The organism is Pseudomonas sp. Root329, assembly GCF_001424925.1.
In the GTDB taxonomy this organism is placed as follows: Bacteria; Pseudomonadota; Gammaproteobacteria; order Pseudomonadales; family Pseudomonadaceae; genus Aquipseudomonas; species Aquipseudomonas arabinosi.
This window is the reverse complement of the sequence record NZ_LMCV01000034.1, coordinates 38,732-54,226: the sequence shown is the minus strand read 5'-3', so window position 1 is coordinate 54,226 and position 15,495 is coordinate 38,732. Positions and strand designations below refer to the sequence as shown.

Sequence of the window (15,495 nt, the reverse complement as noted above, 5' to 3'; positions counted from 1 at the left end):
GCCAGACCGAGCAATGCGCTGGTCAAGTCCATAGCCATAGCCACTCCTGCCAATGAAATAAAGCTTGAAGGTTAACCAAGGCGTCAGGTCTTGGACAGCTCAGTCTTCGATCAGACCCAGTTCCTGCTGGGCGCGCCGATCCCCTGCCCGCGCGGCCGAACGCAAAAGGTCCTGGCCGATACGGCGATCCCGGGCATTCCCGCATTCACGGCACATCAGCTGACCGAGACGGCTTTGCGCGGCCACGACCCCTTCACGGGCTGGCTGCTTGAGCAAACGTCCGGCGAAGTGTTTGACGTTGGGGTTTTCGCCCAGACGCGGGCTGTCCAGCAGCCACTCGGCCACGCGCATCGAAAAGCGCTTGGGCGGGGTAATACTGGGAGGTGTGGAGGTTGCAGAGACTGATACTGAGCGAAACTTCATAAAGCACTGTGGGGCAGATCGGAAGGCGCGCCACTCTACTCTTTTTTTCTTACAGGTAAAGCCTAAAAAAACCCGGCACGCCCGTCCTAGAGCAAGCGCTCGGGACAATCCACAGAAGCTGTGGATAACTCAGTGGACAACCGCCCTTGAACTCTCGCAAAGCCGTATGGAATGGGGCTCGCAGTCAAACTGACGATTTTTTCACCAGTAAAAAAAAGCGATGTTTTTCATTGACTTAAATTTTGGTTACAGGCACCCACTGCGTTTGAAGGGAAGATGACAGTGGCGTGACACCCTCCGTGACTTATGTGCACAAGTACCTTCGAGGCAGTTATATCGATGCACTTTTTCGGCGCATTTTTCGCCCGCACTTGGGGATAAACCTTGGCAAAGCCATGATCCAGGCTGGTCCTGGCCCGATGAGCCGTGACTACCAATGGTCGGAATTTGTGCTATTACAGGGCAAGTCTGCGGGTCATGGCTTTTTCCGAGCGCCCATCCGGACGTCGAATCAGGGGCCCCCACAGAACTTTTTTGCTAACACACTTCCCTTCAGCAATTCAATCCGTTAGTATCCGCGGCGTTAGTACCAAGCTGAAAGTCAATTCTGGTCGAACAAATCCCCCCGGTCAGCCTTCCTCAAGGAAGCCTCCACCGACAAAGCGGGATCGACCACCTCGATGGTTTCCAGGTAAACCTTGCGTCAACACTGCCTTCGAACAAAGCGAAGGGTGTTGCGAAGCTCACTTACTCTGACCGAACCAACCTGCAAATTGATCAGGATCTTCACCCCGGGCCCAGAACCTTTGCCCTTGATGTGTTGCCTGCCCTCCTAAGTACCTACCTGCCAGCCCAAGCGCGCCAATTTATCAGCGCTTCAAACTGGCTGCTTTGTTCCAGTCGGGTTCTTCGTTCGACCAATGGTGGTCGTCGTCACTGGAACGTTTTAACTTTGCACGGTTCTTATCCGTGTCGCTTGTAGGAACACCCAATGACTATGTCTACTCAAATCCACACCCAGGATGCCATCCGCACCCTAACCAACGCTTTTGCACCAATGAACTGCCTGATCATGGCCGCTCGCAAAGGCTGCTTCAGCTTCACTCTGGTCAACGAACACGGCATCGCTCGTCACAGCGAACGCCTGTACCCCGATCAATACTCCAGCGCCGAGCCGCTGCAGGCCGTGATCGAGCGTACCCGTCAGGCACTGGTTGCCTGATACGCCAGAAAGACTGAAAACCTCAAAAGCCTCGCTCAAAAAGCGGGGCTTTTTATTGCCCGATATTTCACTTTTCGCTGCCACCGCCTAAGCACTAAGCGATATAACGGTTATAACTCGCAGCCGGAAATATTTTAAAAACAGGCCTTTACGGCGCGAATATGACACTACACTTCAACTCAAGCGGCTTCAGCCGCTTCCGGCGAGCCTGAGTCGATTCACCCGCTGCCAAGGCCCCTTCAGGTATCGCCGACCATTTCACGTTTCGAGGGCTTTATGGGTATCGCTGCCAGCGAACTGTGCCGTTATGTGATCCGCCCGACATTGATTTACCTCGGGTGCCATAGCGCAACTGCCGAATCCCTGCTGCTGGGCGTCGCCGCCAGCCAGTCAGCCCTTGGAACCGCCCTGCATGACCGCCGTGGACACGGCCTGTACCGAATCGCGGAACCCCGCCATCAAGCACTTTGGGACCACTACCTGGCACTTGACCCGGAACGCGCAAGCCTGGTTCGCGGCCTGGCCAGCCAGCATGCTTTCCTGAGTGGTCCGCACCTCGAATTGACCGTCAACCTGCGTTACGCCACAGCCATCGCCTGGCTGCTTGTAGAAGAACAGAACACCCCCCTCCCCGAAGCAGACGACCTACTGGGAATGGCCCGCATCTGGCGCCAGACCTTCCAGCCTCAAGGACGCCTGAGAGACTTCACCTGTGCCTGGCAAACCTGTGTTTCACCGCTGAATCTGGTCGCCTGCTGATCAGCCACTTCCACAAGATCGCACAACTGCTGCGATTTTGGTCGGATTGTCCTACAAAACCGCTCTAAATCAAGCCTCACAGCCTATGGCGCTGGAACGAAAATGTTGGTAATTTTCGCCCCGGTGATCATCAGGAGTTCTAATAATGAAAAAAGTAATGCTCAAAACCACCCTTAGCCTCGCCGTTACCTTGGCATCCACCCAGATCTTCGCAAGTGGCTTTGCCCTTAACGAACAAAGCATCAGCGGGATGGGGACAGGTTTTGCAGGGCGCTCTTCATCTGCCGATGATGCAAGTACAGTTTTTGGCAACCCTGCCGGTATGGCCCGCCTCAAAGGCCAGCAAATCACTGGCGGTCTCGCAGCGATCGACGCCTCGACCGATATCAGCGATACCAGCGGCCGTTCAAGCGGAACCAACAAAGGCGATATGGTTCCGCTCACTTCAGTACCGATGGGTTTCTATACAAATAAACTCAACGATGAATGGGCTGTTGGTTTTGGTGTCTACGCTCCGTTCGGGCTGATCACCGACTACGAAAACGGCTTTCAGGGCCGCGCTTTCGGCAGCAAGAGCGAAGTCAAAGTCATCACTCTGCAGCCAACCGTCAGCTACGCTTTCAACGATAAAGTTTCGATCGGTTTTGGCCCTACCATCAACCGGATTTCCGGCACCCTGGAATCGGACATTGCTCTCCCTGTCCCCCGGACTGGTGACAACAATGTGGAGATCAAGGGCGACGATACGGCCTTGGGCTTTAACGCCGGCGTCCTGGTGCAAGCCACCGACACCACTCGCGTGGGCCTGACCTATCACTCGAAAGTGAACTACAAGCTCGACGGCCACACCGATGTGAATACCGGCGCTGGCGTGCCACCTCAGCTGCTCAAATCCAACCGTTACGATGCCTCGCTGAAGATCGAAACACCTGAGTCCTATGACCTTTCCGTGACTCAAGACATTAATGATTCCTGGAAGCTCTATGCCGGTGCTACCTGGACTCGCTGGAGCCGCCTGAAAGACATCACGGTCAACAACGAAGGCGTAACCGCATCTAGCGGTGGTGCCCTCGCCCCACAAATCGTTGGTACCATCAAGGAAGACCAGAACTGGCATGACACCTGGGCCTATGCCCTGGGTACTTCCTACCAGCTGAACAAGCAGTGGGTACTGCGTACCGGTCTCTCCCTTGACCAGTCGCCCACCAACAACACTGATCGTTCGCCACGCATTCCTACCGGCGACCGGACCATCTTCAGTGTCGGTGCGGGCTTCAACCCAACCGACGACTGGACCATTGATGTGGCTTACTCCTACCTCAAGGAAGAATCTGTCACTGTCAAGCGCGCTAACGCTTTGGGTCAGTCCTACAACGCCAAGTACGAAAACAGTGCGAACGGTTTCGGTGTTGGCGCGACCTACCGCTTCTGATGATTCACGGCGAACCTGAACCACTCGCCGCCTGAATCAAAAAAGCCCCGCTCTCTTGTACAGAGGCGGGGCTTTTTAACGGGCGTCGATCAGGGTTGCGAGGCTAGGGCTTTCTCCACCGCCTCGATGAACTCGGGATCGTCAGGCTTGGTCAGGCTGGAAAAACTGGCGATCACCTTGCCCTTGCGATCGACCACGTATTTGTAGAAGTTCCACTTCGGCGCGGTGCTCTGCTTGGCGATGATCTTGAACAAGTGAGTCGCGTCATTACCGCGGACTTTCTGCGGTTCAGTCATGGTGAACGTCACGCCGTAGTTCACGTAGCAGACCTTGGCCGTCTCTTCGCCATCCTTGGACTCTTGCTTGAAGTCATTGGACGGAACGCCGATTACCTCCAGCCCCTGATCCTTGTAACGCTGATTCAGCGCCTCAAGGCTTTTGAACTGCGGGGCGAAACCACAGAAGCTCGCGGTATTGACCACCACCAGCGGTTTGCCGGCAAAGCGCTGGCACAGGTCGATGGATTCCTTGGCGCGCAACTTGGGCAACGAGCCTTGCAAAAGCTCCGGGCATTCGGCGGCTTGAGCCAATCCACTAAACGCTACCAGTAACGCGGGAACTGCAAGCCAGCGCATCAGCATGTCGGTGCATCCTCGAGAAATCGTCAAAACCGAAGTTACTCGCCCTCACATCCTGCTAGCAAGCACCCATGCCCAGTTGCATCAACGCCAGCCCGCCCTGATGCCAGCCCCACCACGACAGGGCCAGCAGCAAGGCGCAGACAGCGACGACAGCGATCCGCGGCCAGAGACTGTTCATATCGCACTCATCTGTGTTTGCAGGCGCGCCACCGGCTGCTCACGCACCGGCCAGTTCAGGGCTGCGGCTAACAGGCTCAAGAGAATCGCCACTTGCCAGATCAAGTCATAGCTCCCGGTTCGGTCGTACACCACCCCGCCCAACCAGCCGCCGAGGAACGATCCGAGCTGGTGAAACAGGAAAACAATCCCACCGAGCATGGACAGATTTCGCACACCGAACAAGGTCGCGACGGTGCCGTTGGTCAAGGGCACGGTCGACAGCCACAGGAAGCCCATCGCCATGCCAAACAGGTACGCGGTGGTCGTCGTGACGGGCGCCCACAGGAACAGCCCGATCACCACCGCCCGCAGCAGATACAGGACGGTGAGCAAACGCGGCTTGGACATCCGCCCGCCGAGCCAGCCAGCCGTGTAAGTACCGAAAATATTGAACAACCCGATCAGCGCCAGCACCGTCGTGCCGACGCTCGCCGGGAGGTGCTGATCCACCAGATAAGCCGGCAAGTGCACGCCGATGAATACCACCTGGAAGCCGCAAACAAAAAAGCCGAATGCCAGCAGCCAGAATCCCGAATGGGAACAGGCCTCGTGCAGGGCTTCGGACAGTGTTTGTTCATGACCGAACACCGGTAGCGGCTTGTCCTTGAGCATGCTCACCAGCGGCACGATCAGCGCCACCAACAGGCCCAACACCAGCAATGCCGCTGACCAGCCCAGCCAGCCGATCAACCCCAGCGTGCCGGGCAACATGGCGAACTGACCGAAAGAGCCGGCAGCGCTGGCAATGCCCATGCCCATGCTGCGTTTCTCTGGCGGCACTGCGCGGCCGACCACGCCGAGGATCACCGAGAACGAGGTGCCTGACAGGCCAATACCGATCAACAGGCCGGCACTCAGGGACAAGGTCACAGCGGAATCCGACAGGCCCATGCACACCAGACCCAACGCATACAGGACACCGCCGACCAGCACCACTTTCGCGGCGCCAAAGCGGTCGGCCAGCGCGCCGGTGAAGGGCTGCGCCAGGCCCCAGATCAGGTTCTGCAAGGCAATGGCGAAGGCAAACGTCTCACGCCCCCAGCCGAATTCGGCACTCATCGGCGCCAGAAACAGCCCGAAGCCGTGTCTTACGCCCAAGGACAACGCGAGAATCAGCGCACTCCCCAACAAAACCCAACCACACGTACGCCACATCGATGTCATTCTTATTCTCCGGTAGCGGGTATATACCCGCTTAAGATCGGAAAAACCGGCATCACGCCAGTTCGTCCAGCAGTCGCAGCAAGGTTTCGCGTTTCTCGGCACCCAAGCGGTCAATCAACCGCTGTTGCGCCGCTTCCCAGGCGGGCAAGGCCGCTTTCAGGCGTTCAGTACCCGCCTCGGTGAGCATGACGATGCGGTTACGCATGTCTTCGCCCTCGACCAGCATCAGCAGGCCTTCGCCTTCCAGCACCCGCAGATTGCGTCCCAAGGTGCTGCGATCCAGCCCCATGGCCTCGGCCAACGTGGAAATACTCGGTTTATCCAGACGCTGCAGATTACACAACAGAGAATACTGAGCGACGTTGATCCCGAAGCCGTCGAGAGCGCCGTCGTAATGCCTGCTGACGCCACGGGCGGCGCGACGCAGGTTGATGCATAAACATTGGGAGTCGAGCATGGTGCGTGTATATACCCGCGGTTGTGTTAAATCAAGTTACAGATGAGTTCATTCATAGTTATTGAGGATCTGACAGACCGCCTTCGCGAGCAAGCCCGCTCCCACATTAGATCTTCACCGAACATAGAAATTGTGTTCAGCGCAATCAAATGTGGGAGCGGGCTTGCTCGCGAAAGGTCCAGCACATCCACCCAATAAACATCAGGTCAACGCCAATCCCACCAGCACCGCGACCTCAAGGATTTCCAGCAACGCCCCCGCCGTATCGCCCGTCGTGCCGCCCAATCGGCGCAGCATCACTTGCCGCAGCCAGACAAACACCAGCGCCGCCAGCACAACGGCCAACACACCGCTGAGACCGGCAATCAAAACACACGCCAACGCACTCACCGCCAACACCTGTTTACCCGCCAAACGCGGCAGATGATCGGCCAGCGCTTGCCCCAAGCCACCGGCACGCACATAAGGCGTGGTCAGGAACAAGCCCAGCATCGCGCTGCGCCCGATCAACGGAACAATGATCAGCACTACGGCGTGTTGCTGGTCGATCAATGCCAGCAACGCGGCGAATTTGAGCAGCAACACCAGCACCAGCGTCACGACCGCAATCGGCCCGCTACGCGGGTCCTTCATGATCGTCAACGTGCGCTCGCGATCGCCGAACCCACCGAGCCACGCATCGGCGCTGTCGGCCAGGCCGTCGAGGTGCAACGCGCCGCTGAGCAATACCCAAACCGTCAGCAACAGCGCTGCGTGAAGCAACAACGGGGTGCCGAGCAACAGCCAGTTGAACGCCCATAAAATCCCGCCGAACAGCAGGCCGACCAGCGGATAAAACAGCAGCGACCGCCCCAACTCCTGTGGAGCTGGCATGCCCGGCAGACGAATCGGCAGGCTGCTCAAAAATTGCAGGGCGATCCAGAACGGCAACATGGTCAGAGCGCTTCCTTTAACAACACACCGGATTCGACCGTCAGCGAAAACAACGCGCCATGCCCGACTTCGACGTTGAGCAACTGCTCACGAGGCAATCCCCGCGCCTGAGCCAGCAACAAGCGCATGACCCCGCCGTGACTGATCAGCAACACCCGCTCGCCAGCGTACGCGGCTTGCAAGCGTTCAACGGCCGCCAACACTCGCGACGAAAAATCCACCACCGGTTCACCCTGAGGCGGCGTAAACGAGTAAGGGTCGGCCCAGAACAATCCCAACGCCTCGGCATCGGTTTCCATCAGCGCTGCTGCGCTCTGCCCTTCCCAGGCGCCGAAGTGCAGCTCTTGCAGGTCTTTATCCAACTGCACCGGCAAACCCAGTTGTGCGCCGAGTTCTTCGGCGAACCGCGCACACCGCTGCAACGGCGAGCTGACCAAACGATCCCAAGGCCCCTGCTCGACCACCGCCGCGCGCATCTGCGCCCAGCCCTTGTCGGTCAGCGCATCGTCGAGGCTGCCGCGCAAACCACCGCCAAGTTCGGTTTCGCCGTGGCGCAACAGGTCCAGGCGCAAGGTCATGCCGGACGATCCGCCACGGCGGCCTCGGCGAAAGTCGCCATCTGCCCGTGAAGGTCGCACGCCAGACGCAGCAACGGCACGGCCAACGCAGCGCCGCTGCCCTCGCCCAGACGCAGGCCGAGATCCAGCAGCGGTTCGGCGTTCAGAGTTTCCAGCACATGACGATGACCCGGCTCGGCGCCGCGATGACCGAACAACAGCCACTGACGGCATTCAGGGTTCAAGCGCACCGCCACCAACGCCGCGACGCTGCAAATGAAACCGTCCACCAGCACCGCAACGCCTTCCTGGGCACACGCCAGATACGCGCCGACCAGTGCCGCGATTTCAAAACCGCCGAGGTTGAACAAGGTTTGCAGCGCATCGCCACGTTGAGCACTGTGCAATGCCAAAGCGCGCTCGATAACCTGAGCTTTATGGCTGACACCCGCCGCATTCAAACCCGTGCCCGGCCCCGCCAGTTGCACCACCGGGCAATCGAGCAAGGCACAGGCCAACGCACTGGCCGCAGTGGTATTACCGATGCCCATCTCGCCACCGATAAACAACTGCGCACCCGCCGCGATGGCGCGCTGCACGCTGTCGCGACCGGCCTGCAAAGCGAGTTCGCCTTGAGCCGGCGTCATCGCCGAACCTTCGACGAAATTCGCCGTGCCCGGGCCGATGTTCATGTGACGCACACCCGGTAAATTCAACGACGGCGTCACCGTGCCGAGGTCGACGACTTCCAGGGATGCGCCGAGTTGCCGCGCCAACACGCTGATCGCCGCCCCACCGCTGACGAAGTTGTGCAGCATCTGCCCGGTGACTTCCTGAGGAAATGCCGACACCCCTTCAGCGACCACGCCATGGTCACCGGCAAAAATCGCGATCCACAGCTGATCCAGACTCGGCTTGACCTGCCCCTGCAGCCCGGCCAATTGCACGGCCACCGACTCAAGTCGACCGAGGGAGCCGGCCGGTTTGGTCAGTTGCTGTTGACGGGCCTGCGCCTGCTCGACCGCTTGAGCATCGATCGGCTTGCAGGGGTTCAGCCACCAGGATTGAGTCATAACGCAGTTCCTTTCAAAGTCAGGGGCAGGCCGGCGACGGTCAGGACGACTCGCTGACAGCGCTCGGCCAAGGCTTGATGCAGCCAACCGGCTTCATCGACATAGCGGCGAGTCAATTCGCCCAGCGGCACGACACCCATTCCGGTCTCGTTGCTGACAAAAATGATTTCACCCGGCAACGACGCCAGGCAGTCCAGCAATGCATCACGTTCGGCTGACAGGCGCTCGGTGTCGTCGAGCATCAGCAGATTGGTCATCCACAACGTCAGGCAATCCACCAGCACGCACCGATCGGCGCTGGCGGTTTCGCGCAGGATGCGGGCGAGTTCCACCGGCTCTTCGATCAACGCCCATTCGGCTGGACGACGGGCGCGGTGATGGGCCACCCGCTCGTTCATTTCACCGTCGAGGGGTTGGCTGGTGGCGATGTACGTCACCGCCAGACCGCTGTCGGAGGCGAGTTTTTCAGCCAGGCGACTCTTGCCGGAGCGGGCGCCGCCGAGGATCAGTTGCAGCATGGTTCATTCCTTCAAATTGGCGATGAGGCCGGAACAGCCACCTCAAATCCCGCAGAGTTCACGCAACAGTCGGGTATCCAGATGCTTCTCCACCAGATCCGCCAGCCGCTCGATATCGCGCTCACGCAACGCGTGATAATCCACGTCCTGCACCGCCTGCAAACCTGCCCAGCGCAACAGCGCACTGCACGCCGCGGGCGATTCAAACAGGCCATGCAGGTAGGTGCCGAAAATCTGCCCGTCCGCGCTTTGCGCACCGTCGCAGCGACCGTCATCCAGCTGCACCGCGGCGTTTTCCAACGCCGGCCCGGTGGTCACCCCGGCATGAATTTCATAGCCGCTGACTGGCGCATCTTCGAGCGCCAGACGCCCGCGCACATTGCGCAATTGTTTCTCTTCTTCGAGCTGGGTTTCGAACGCCAACAAGCCCAAACCGGCGCTGGAACCCGGCGCGCCTTCGAGGCCCAGCGGGTCGTGGACCTGCTCGCCGAGCATTTGCAGACCGCCGCAAATGCCCAGCACTTTGCCGCCATAACGCAGATGACGACTGATCGCGGTGTCCCAGCCACTGGCCCGCAGGTACGCGAGGTCGCTGCGCACGCTTTTCGAGCCGGGGAGAATAATCAGGTCCGCCGGTGGAATCGCCTGACCGGGGCCGATGAATTGCAGATCCACCTGCGGATGCAGGCGCAGCGGATCGAAATCGGTGTGGTTGCTGATTCGCGGCAGTACAGGCACCACTACTTTCAGGACCTGGTCGGCCTTGTCAGTCTGACGCTGATCGATGCCGTCCTCGGCTTCCAGGTGCAGGTCCATCACGTAAGGCAGAACGCCGATCACCGGTTTGCCGGTGCGCGCTTCCAGCCAATCCAGCCCCGGTTGCAGCAAAGCGATATCGCCGCGAAACCGATTGATGATGAAGCCTTTGACCCGCGCCTGTTCGCTGGGCGACAGCAGTTCCAGCGTGCCCACCAGATGCGCGAAAACCCCGCCGCGATTGATGTCGGCAATCAGCACCACCGGACAATCCACCGCCTCGGCAAAGCCCATGTTGGCGATATCACCGGCACGCAGATTGATCTCGGCCGGCGAACCCGCGCCTTCGACCATGACCACGGGATACGCCGCGCTCAGCCGTTCATGAGAGGCCAGCACTGCTTGCATGGCGATAGCTTTGTAGTCGTGATACGCGACCGCGTTCATCGTCGTGACCGCGCGACCATGGATGATCACTTGAGCGCCGGTGTCGCTGTTGGGTTTGAGCAGCACCGGGTTCATGTCGGTGTGCGGCTCAAGGTTGGCGGCTTGGGCTTGCACCGCTTGCGCGCGACCGATCTCGCCACCGTCGGCGGTCACGGCACTGTTAAGCGCCATGTTCTGTGGTTTGAACGGCACGACGCTGACGCCCTGACGCGTGACCCAGCGGCACAACGCCGTCACCAGCGTACTTTTACCGGCGTCGGAAGTGGTGCCCTGCACCATCAACGTAGTCATTGGGTTTCCTTGGCGTAGGCTTCGAACGCTTGCGCGAGACGTGTCCACTCGGTTTCATCGGCGGGCAAGCCGAAACGCACGCTGCTGTTGTGGGTGAACAACCGCAGCAGAATGCCGCGCCGGGCCATGAACTCATGCAGGTCTTCGGCACGGTCGGTGATCAGCCATTGAAACAAGGCGCAGCCACCCTGGGGTTTGAAACCGTGGTGTTCAAGCAGCAGCGCCAGACGCTCGCTGGCTTCATCAGCGCGAACCCGTTGCCGGACATGCCCTTCGGTATCCAGCAGACAGGCCTGCCCCAGCACCCGCGTCGGCCCGCTGACCGCCCACGGCCCCACTTGCTCGGCGAGCAACTTGAGCAACTTGCGCTCAGCCAGCACGAAACCCAGACGCACACCGGCCAGGCCGAAAAACTTGCCGAAGGAACGCAGCACGATCAATCCGACCTGATTGGCAAAAGGTGCCAGGCTCAGCTGCGGTGTGTTGTCCATGAACGCCTCGTCCACCACCAGCCAGCCACCGCGCTGGGCCAGCCGCGAGTGCCAGTCGAGCAGCCGACTCGGTGTCAGGCTCAGGCCGGTTGGGTTGTTCGGGTTGACCACCACCAGCACGTCGAGGCTGTCGAGAAAGAAGTCGACTTCCTGCTCCAGCACTTCACGCACGATGTAGCCGTTACGGCGCCACGCTTCGGCGTGTTCGGCGTAACACGGCGAGAGCACGCCGACCTTGCCGGCCCGGCGCAAACGCGGCAGCAACTGGATCGCCATTTGCGAGCCAGCCACCGGCAGCACCTGAGCGGCGCCGTAATAATCACAGGCCGCCTGCTCCAGACCGTCATCGGTTTCCGGCAAACGCGCCCAGGCCCGCAACGGAATCTCCGGGATCGGAAACGGCCAGGGCGCGAGGCCGCTGGACAGGTCGAGCCAATCGGCTTCGGCGATGCCGTAATCGAGCGCCGCCTTGCGTAACCGACCACCGTGCTCAAGCATAAAATTCAGCCCCCACGCAGAGGATCAGCAACCATAACCATACCCCGCGCTGGACCAATTGCCAGCCGCGGTCGATGGAGTCGGCGTCCGCCGGCACGCCTTCGCCCAGTGGCGGACGCTGATGCAGTTCACCGTGATAAATCGCTGCCCCGCCCAACTCGACGCCGAGCGCACCGGCACCGGCCGCCATCACCGGACCGGCATTCGGGCTGTCCCAGGTCGGACCCTGGGTACGCCAGCATTTCAGCGCCAGTCGGGTTTTGCCCAGCAGCGCGTAGGTCAATGCGACCAGGCGTGCAGGAATGTAGTTGAGGATGTCGTCGATCTTTGCCGCCGCCCAGCCGAAACGCTCGAAGCGTTCATTGCGGTAACCCCACATCGCATCCAGCGTGTTGCTCAAACGGTAGAGCACCACGCCAGGCGCGCCGGCCACAGCAAACCAGAACAGCGCAGCGAATACCGCGTCGCTGCCGTTCTCCAGGACAGACTCTGTGGCGGCGCGGGCGACTTCGGTTTTATCCAGTTCGCTGGTCTGGCGACTGACCAGATAACTGACACGTTTGCGCGCCTCGTCCAGATCATCGCTGCGCAGCGCCTTGGCCACAGGCGTAACGTGCTCACCAAGGCTGCGCATGCCGAGGGCGCAATAGAGCACGAGAATCTCGACGATCCAGCCGACATAGGGCGCCCAGGAAAACGCCGTGGCCAGCAGGGTCAGCGGCAACACCGCGATCACCCAGGCAGTCACGCCATGGCTGCGCCAGCCACGACCTTCGCCATTGAAACGTTGCTCGATGCGGTCGGCTAAACGGCCGAACGCCACTAGCGGATGCCAGCGTTTGGGTTCACCCAGCAGCGCATCCAGCGCAACCGCGGCGACACTCAACAACGCCACACTCATTGACTCACTCCCCAATAATTTTCATACAACAGCTCACTGAGCGGACGCGCCTGCGCCCAGCCTTCGAGTACCAGCATCGGCGCCGGATAGAATTCCTTGACCGGGCCGAGACAAAGAACGGCCAACGGCTTGGCTCCGACGGGCAAACCCAGCAGGTCCGCCAGGGCTTGCGGCTCGAACAGCGACACCCAGCCCATGCCCAATCCTTCAGCGCGGGAGGCCAGCCAGAGGTTCTGGATCGCACAGGACAACGAGGCCATGTCCATTTCCGGCATCGTGCGACGGCCGAAGATGTGGCGCTCGCGATCGTCCATCAGCGCGGCCACCAGCACTTCGGCGCAGTCGTTAATGCCTTCGACTTTCAGCTTCATGAATTCGTCGGTGCGCTCGCCGAGGGCTTCGGCGGTGCGGATGCGTTCTTCTTCCACCAACAACTGGATCTTGCCGCGCAGGGCTCGATCGCTGATGCGGATGAACCGCCAGGGCTGCATCAGGCCGACACTCGGCGCTTGATGCGCGGCTTCGAGCAGGCGCCGCAGTAACTCGGGCTCCACTGTGCCACCGATGAAATGACGCATGTCACGGCGTTCGCCGATGGCGCGATAAACCGCTTCGCGTTCGGCCTGGCTAAATGCGTTGTCCGTCATGGCCTCTTCGCGAGCAAGCCCGCTCCCACAGTGGACCGCGTTTCTTCAGACAACACACTTTCTAATGTGGGAGCGACGGTGCGACGATTCGACTTGCTCGCGAAGGCGGCCTCAAGGTCAGGCACAAACAGCGCTGCAATCGCCGATGGATTGGAAGGGAAATAAAAGTGCACATAAGAGGCGGTCATCCGCCCTTCACGATAAACCGCTTCCGCCCCTCGCCCACCGTTCGGGCTCAATCCACGAGCAATCGGCTCAAGCTCGGTACTGGTCAGCGAATGGTGATAGGTGTGCCCGCGCAACGAACCTTCTGGCAACTCGACCGCCTGCAACGCCAACGCGGCCAGACGCTTTTGCATCACCGCATCCCCCGCCAGCAAGCCGACCAATTCAGCGCGAGTGCCCTCGACATCGGTCAACGAATCGAGCAGATACAGCATGCCGCCGCACTCGGCCAACAACGGCTTGCCCGCCGCATGGTGAGCGCGAATAGCGTCCAGCATCGTGGTGTTCTGTGACAGCGCCACATGGTGCAATTCAGGATAACCGCCCGGCAGATAGAGGCTGTCTGCCGGCGGCAATTGCGTGTCACGGATCGGCGAGAAAAACGACAACTCGGCGCCCATGGCTCGCAGCAAATCCAGGCTAGCACCGTAGGTGAAGGCAAACGCTTCGTCACGGGCCACGGCAATCCGCACACCGGCCAGCAACGGTTCAGCTGCGATCACATCAGGCGCGGCGAATTCCACTGCCGGTGGAAGCGCGACCTCGCAACTGCTGGCCAATGCATCGGCCGCCGCATCGAGGCGCAGGTCGAGATCGTTCAACTCACTGGCCTGAACCAGCCCGAGGTGTCGGCTCGGCAATTCGATCCCGGTTTCCCGGGACAAGGCGCCGTACCAGCGCAAGCCTTCAGTGAGGCTGCCTTCCAGTAATTGCGCATGACGCAGGGTGCCGACGCGGTTGGCCAGCACACCGGCAAACGGCAAGTCCGGCTGATAACGCGCCAGACCCAACGCCAGTGCGCCAAAGGTCTGGGCCATGGCGGTGCCGTCGATCACACCGAGTACCGGCACGCCGAAGTGTCGCGCCAGATCAGCGCTGGACGGCGTGCCGTCGAACAGGCCCATGACGCCTTCGATGAGGATCAGATCGGCGTCGCCGGCGGCTTCCCACAACAGTCGACGACTTTCCTGCTCGCCGACCATCCACATGTCCAGTTGATACACCGGCGCACCGCTGGCGCGCTCGAGAATCATCGGGTCGAGGAAGTCCGGGCCGCATTTGAACACGCGCACCTTGCGCCCCTGATTGCGATGCAAACGGGCCAGCGCAGCGGTGACGGTGGTCTTGCCCTGACCGGAGGCCGGCGCGGCAATCAATACCGCCGGGCAATGACGTGGCTGACTCACAATTCGACGCCTTTTTGCGCTTTGATCCCGGCCTGGAACGCGTGCTTGATCACGCCCATTTCGGTGACGGTGTCGGCCAGTTCGATCATCTCCGGCTTCGCGCCGCGACCGGTCACCACCACGTGCTGCATCGGCGGACGGGCCTGCAAGTCGCTGAGCACTTGATCGAGATCCAGATAACCGTGCTTGAGCGCGATGTTCAATTCATCCAGCACCACCAGGCCGATCGACGGGTCACGCAACAATTCGCGCGACACCGCCCACGCGGCTTCAGCGGCGGCGATGTCACGCTGGCGATCCTGGGTTTCCCAGGTGAAGCCCTCGCCCATCACATGAAAACGCACCTGTTCCGGGAAGCGCCGGAAGAACAGTTCTTCGCCGGTGCTGCTGCGCCCTTTAATGAACTGCACCACGCCACACTGCATGCCGTGGCCCATGGACCGGGCAAGCATGCCGAAGGCCGAGCTGCTTTTGCCTTTGCCGTTGCCGGTCAGCACCAACAGCAGGCCGCATTCATTCGGGGAATTGGCGATGCGTTCGTCGATCACGGCTTTTTTGCGCAGCATGCGCGCCAGATGACGTTCGTCACGATCGGGGGTATCAGTCATGGGGGAGCTCTCCGTTGAGGCTGGATAACGGCGGGCAGGCACAAGA

The 15,495-nt window shown here is 60.4% G+C and carries 18 protein-coding genes; 3 read left to right on the top strand and 15 right to left on the bottom strand.

Annotation, left to right across the window (positions count from 1 at the left end):
* Positions 1-99: 99 nt before the first annotated feature.
* Positions 100-423, bottom strand: coding sequence for a sel1 repeat family protein (locus ASC74_RS22020; RefSeq protein ID WP_082555869.1), 324 nt, complete (start codon positions 421-423; stop codon positions 100-102).
* A 997-nt stretch (positions 424-1,420) separates the two neighbouring features.
* Between ASC74_RS22020 and ASC74_RS22015 the strand changes: the two genes are divergently transcribed.
* The 3 genes from ASC74_RS22015 (at position 1,421) to ASC74_RS22005 (ending at position 3,836) form a co-directional block, all read left to right on the top strand.
* Positions 1,421-1,645 (top strand): hypothetical protein, encoded by a 225-nt coding sequence (locus tag ASC74_RS22015; RefSeq protein WP_007898912.1) that lies wholly within the window; start codon positions 1,421-1,423, stop codon positions 1,643-1,645.
* A gap of 276 nt (positions 1,646-1,921) precedes the next feature.
* Positions 1,922-2,404: a hypothetical protein gene (locus ASC74_RS22010; RefSeq protein ID WP_046048004.1), complete on the top strand. Its 483-nt coding sequence runs from the start codon at positions 1,922-1,924 to the stop codon at positions 2,402-2,404.
* 145 nt (positions 2,405-2,549) lie between these two features.
* Entirely contained in the window at positions 2,550-3,836 is a 1,287-nt protein-coding gene (locus ASC74_RS22005; RefSeq protein WP_056744050.1) for an OmpP1/FadL family transporter, read from the top strand.
* An 89-nt stretch (positions 3,837-3,925) separates the two neighbouring features.
* Here ASC74_RS22005 and ASC74_RS22000 read toward each other — a convergent pair whose 3' ends face one another.
* The 14 genes from ASC74_RS22000 to cobO all read right to left on the bottom strand — a co-directional run bounded on the left by ASC74_RS22000 (position 3,926) and on the right by cobO (position 15,449).
* Entirely contained in the window at positions 3,926-4,477 is a 552-nt protein-coding gene (locus ASC74_RS22000; protein WP_056744048.1) for a glutathione peroxidase, read from the bottom strand.
* Positions 4,478-4,532: 55 nt separating this feature from the next.
* Positions 4,533-4,655 (bottom strand): hypothetical protein, encoded by a 123-nt coding sequence (locus ASC74_RS32425; RefSeq protein ID WP_008148682.1) that lies wholly within the window; start codon positions 4,653-4,655, stop codon positions 4,533-4,535.
* Positions 4,652-5,860, bottom strand: a complete 1,209-nt coding sequence (locus tag ASC74_RS21995) for an MFS transporter (RefSeq protein WP_056744045.1) — start codon at positions 5,858-5,860, stop codon at positions 4,652-4,654. Before ASC74_RS21995 ends, ASC74_RS32425 begins: the two co-directional genes overlap by 4 nt.
* Positions 5,861-5,912: 52 nt before the next feature.
* Positions 5,913-6,317, bottom strand: a complete 405-nt coding sequence (locus ASC74_RS21990; RefSeq protein WP_056744044.1) for a MarR family winged helix-turn-helix transcriptional regulator — start codon at positions 6,315-6,317, stop codon at positions 5,913-5,915.
* 201 nt (positions 6,318-6,518) lie between these two features.
* Complete coding sequence (locus tag ASC74_RS21985) at positions 6,519-7,250, bottom strand: adenosylcobinamide-GDP ribazoletransferase (protein WP_056744042.1); 732 nt, start codon at positions 7,248-7,250, stop codon at positions 6,519-6,521.
* A 2-nt stretch (positions 7,251-7,252) separates the two neighbouring features.
* Positions 7,253-7,828, bottom strand: coding sequence for an alpha-ribazole phosphatase family protein (gene cobC, locus ASC74_RS21980; RefSeq protein WP_056744040.1), 576 nt, complete (start codon positions 7,826-7,828; stop codon positions 7,253-7,255).
* Positions 7,825-8,880 carry a nicotinate-nucleotide--dimethylbenzimidazole phosphoribosyltransferase gene (gene cobT, locus ASC74_RS21975; protein WP_056744039.1) on the bottom strand — a complete coding sequence of 352 codons (1,056 nt, stop codon included), beginning with the start codon at positions 8,878-8,880 and terminating at the stop codon, positions 7,825-7,827. Before cobT ends, cobC begins: the two co-directional genes overlap by 4 nt.
* Positions 8,877-9,398, bottom strand: coding sequence for a bifunctional adenosylcobinamide kinase/adenosylcobinamide-phosphate guanylyltransferase (gene cobU, locus ASC74_RS21970; RefSeq protein ID WP_056744037.1), 522 nt, complete (start codon positions 9,396-9,398; stop codon positions 8,877-8,879). Before cobU ends, cobT begins: the two co-directional genes overlap by 4 nt.
* Positions 9,399-9,440: 42 nt before the next feature.
* A complete protein-coding gene (locus ASC74_RS21965) occupies positions 9,441-10,892 on the bottom strand; it encodes a cobyric acid synthase (RefSeq protein WP_056744036.1) in 1,452 nt (483 codons plus the stop codon).
* The gene (cobD, locus tag ASC74_RS21960; protein WP_056744034.1) at positions 10,889-11,881 is read right to left on the bottom strand and encodes a threonine-phosphate decarboxylase CobD; all 993 of its coding nucleotides are present in this window, start codon (positions 11,879-11,881) and stop codon (positions 10,889-10,891) included. Before cobD ends, ASC74_RS21965 begins: the two co-directional genes overlap by 4 nt.
* Positions 11,874-12,782, bottom strand: a complete 909-nt coding sequence (gene cbiB / locus ASC74_RS21955) for an adenosylcobinamide-phosphate synthase CbiB (protein WP_056744032.1) — start codon at positions 12,780-12,782, stop codon at positions 11,874-11,876. Before cbiB ends, cobD begins: the two co-directional genes overlap by 8 nt.
* Positions 12,779-13,429, bottom strand: a complete 651-nt coding sequence (bluB, locus tag ASC74_RS21950; protein ID WP_056744030.1) for a 5,6-dimethylbenzimidazole synthase — start codon at positions 13,427-13,429, stop codon at positions 12,779-12,781. The genes cbiB and bluB overlap by 4 nt, the downstream gene beginning before the upstream one ends.
* Positions 13,426-14,841 (bottom strand): cobyrinate a,c-diamide synthase, encoded by a 1,416-nt coding sequence (locus ASC74_RS21945; RefSeq protein ID WP_056744028.1) that lies wholly within the window; start codon positions 14,839-14,841, stop codon positions 13,426-13,428. Before ASC74_RS21945 ends, bluB begins: the two co-directional genes overlap by 4 nt.
* Complete coding sequence (gene cobO, locus ASC74_RS21940) at positions 14,838-15,449, bottom strand: cob(I)yrinic acid a,c-diamide adenosyltransferase (protein ID WP_046048017.1); 612 nt, start codon at positions 15,447-15,449, stop codon at positions 14,838-14,840. Before cobO ends, ASC74_RS21945 begins: the two co-directional genes overlap by 4 nt.
* Positions 15,450-15,495: the final 46 nt, after the last annotated feature.

What these genes read in the sequence shown, in the direction of transcription:
- ASC74_RS22000 (WP_056744048.1), bottom strand. Translation starts at nt 4,477, where the DNA reads ATGCTGATGCGCTGGCTTGCAGTTCCCGCGTTACTGGTAGCGTTTAGT.
- cobC (WP_056744040.1), bottom strand. Translation starts at nt 7,828, where the DNA reads ATGACCTTGCGCCTGGACCTGTTGCGCCACGGCGAAACCGAACTTGGC.
- ASC74_RS22010 (WP_046048004.1), top strand. Translation starts at nt 1,922, where the DNA reads ATGGGTATCGCTGCCAGCGAACTGTGCCGTTATGTGATCCGCCCGACA.
- ASC74_RS22020 (WP_082555869.1), bottom strand. Translation starts at nt 423, where the DNA reads ATGAAGTTTCGCTCAGTATCAGTCTCTGCAACCTCCACACCTCCCAGT.
- ASC74_RS32425 (WP_008148682.1), bottom strand. Translation starts at nt 4,655, where the DNA reads ATGAACAGTCTCTGGCCGCGGATCGCTGTCGTCGCTGTCTGCGCCTTG.
- ASC74_RS22005 (WP_056744050.1), top strand. Translation starts at nt 2,550, where the DNA reads ATGAAAAAAGTAATGCTCAAAACCACCCTTAGCCTCGCCGTTACCTTG.
- ASC74_RS21985 (WP_056744042.1), bottom strand. Translation starts at nt 7,250, where the DNA reads ATGTTGCCGTTCTGGATCGCCCTGCAATTTTTGAGCAGCCTGCCGATT.
- ASC74_RS21995 (WP_056744045.1), bottom strand. Translation starts at nt 5,860, where the DNA reads ATGACATCGATGTGGCGTACGTGTGGTTGGGTTTTGTTGGGGAGTGCG.
- ASC74_RS21990 (WP_056744044.1), bottom strand. Translation starts at nt 6,317, where the DNA reads ATGCTCGACTCCCAATGTTTATGCATCAACCTGCGTCGCGCCGCCCGT.
- cobU (WP_056744037.1), bottom strand. Translation starts at nt 9,398, where the DNA reads ATGCTGCAACTGATCCTCGGCGGCGCCCGCTCCGGCAAGAGTCGCCTG.
- cbiB (WP_056744032.1), bottom strand. Translation starts at nt 12,782, where the DNA reads ATGAGTGTGGCGTTGTTGAGTGTCGCCGCGGTTGCGCTGGATGCGCTG.
- ASC74_RS21965 (WP_056744036.1), bottom strand. Translation starts at nt 10,892, where the DNA reads ATGACTACGTTGATGGTGCAGGGCACCACTTCCGACGCCGGTAAAAGT.
- bluB (WP_056744030.1), bottom strand. Translation starts at nt 13,429, where the DNA reads ATGACGGACAACGCATTTAGCCAGGCCGAACGCGAAGCGGTTTATCGC.
- cobO (WP_046048017.1), bottom strand. Translation starts at nt 15,449, where the DNA reads ATGACTGATACCCCCGATCGTGACGAACGTCATCTGGCGCGCATGCTG.
- ASC74_RS22015 (WP_007898912.1), top strand. Translation starts at nt 1,421, where the DNA reads ATGTCTACTCAAATCCACACCCAGGATGCCATCCGCACCCTAACCAAC.
- cobD (WP_056744034.1), bottom strand. Translation starts at nt 11,881, where the DNA reads ATGCTTGAGCACGGTGGTCGGTTACGCAAGGCGGCGCTCGATTACGGC.
- cobT (WP_056744039.1), bottom strand. Translation starts at nt 8,880, where the DNA reads ATGACTCAATCCTGGTGGCTGAACCCCTGCAAGCCGATCGATGCTCAA.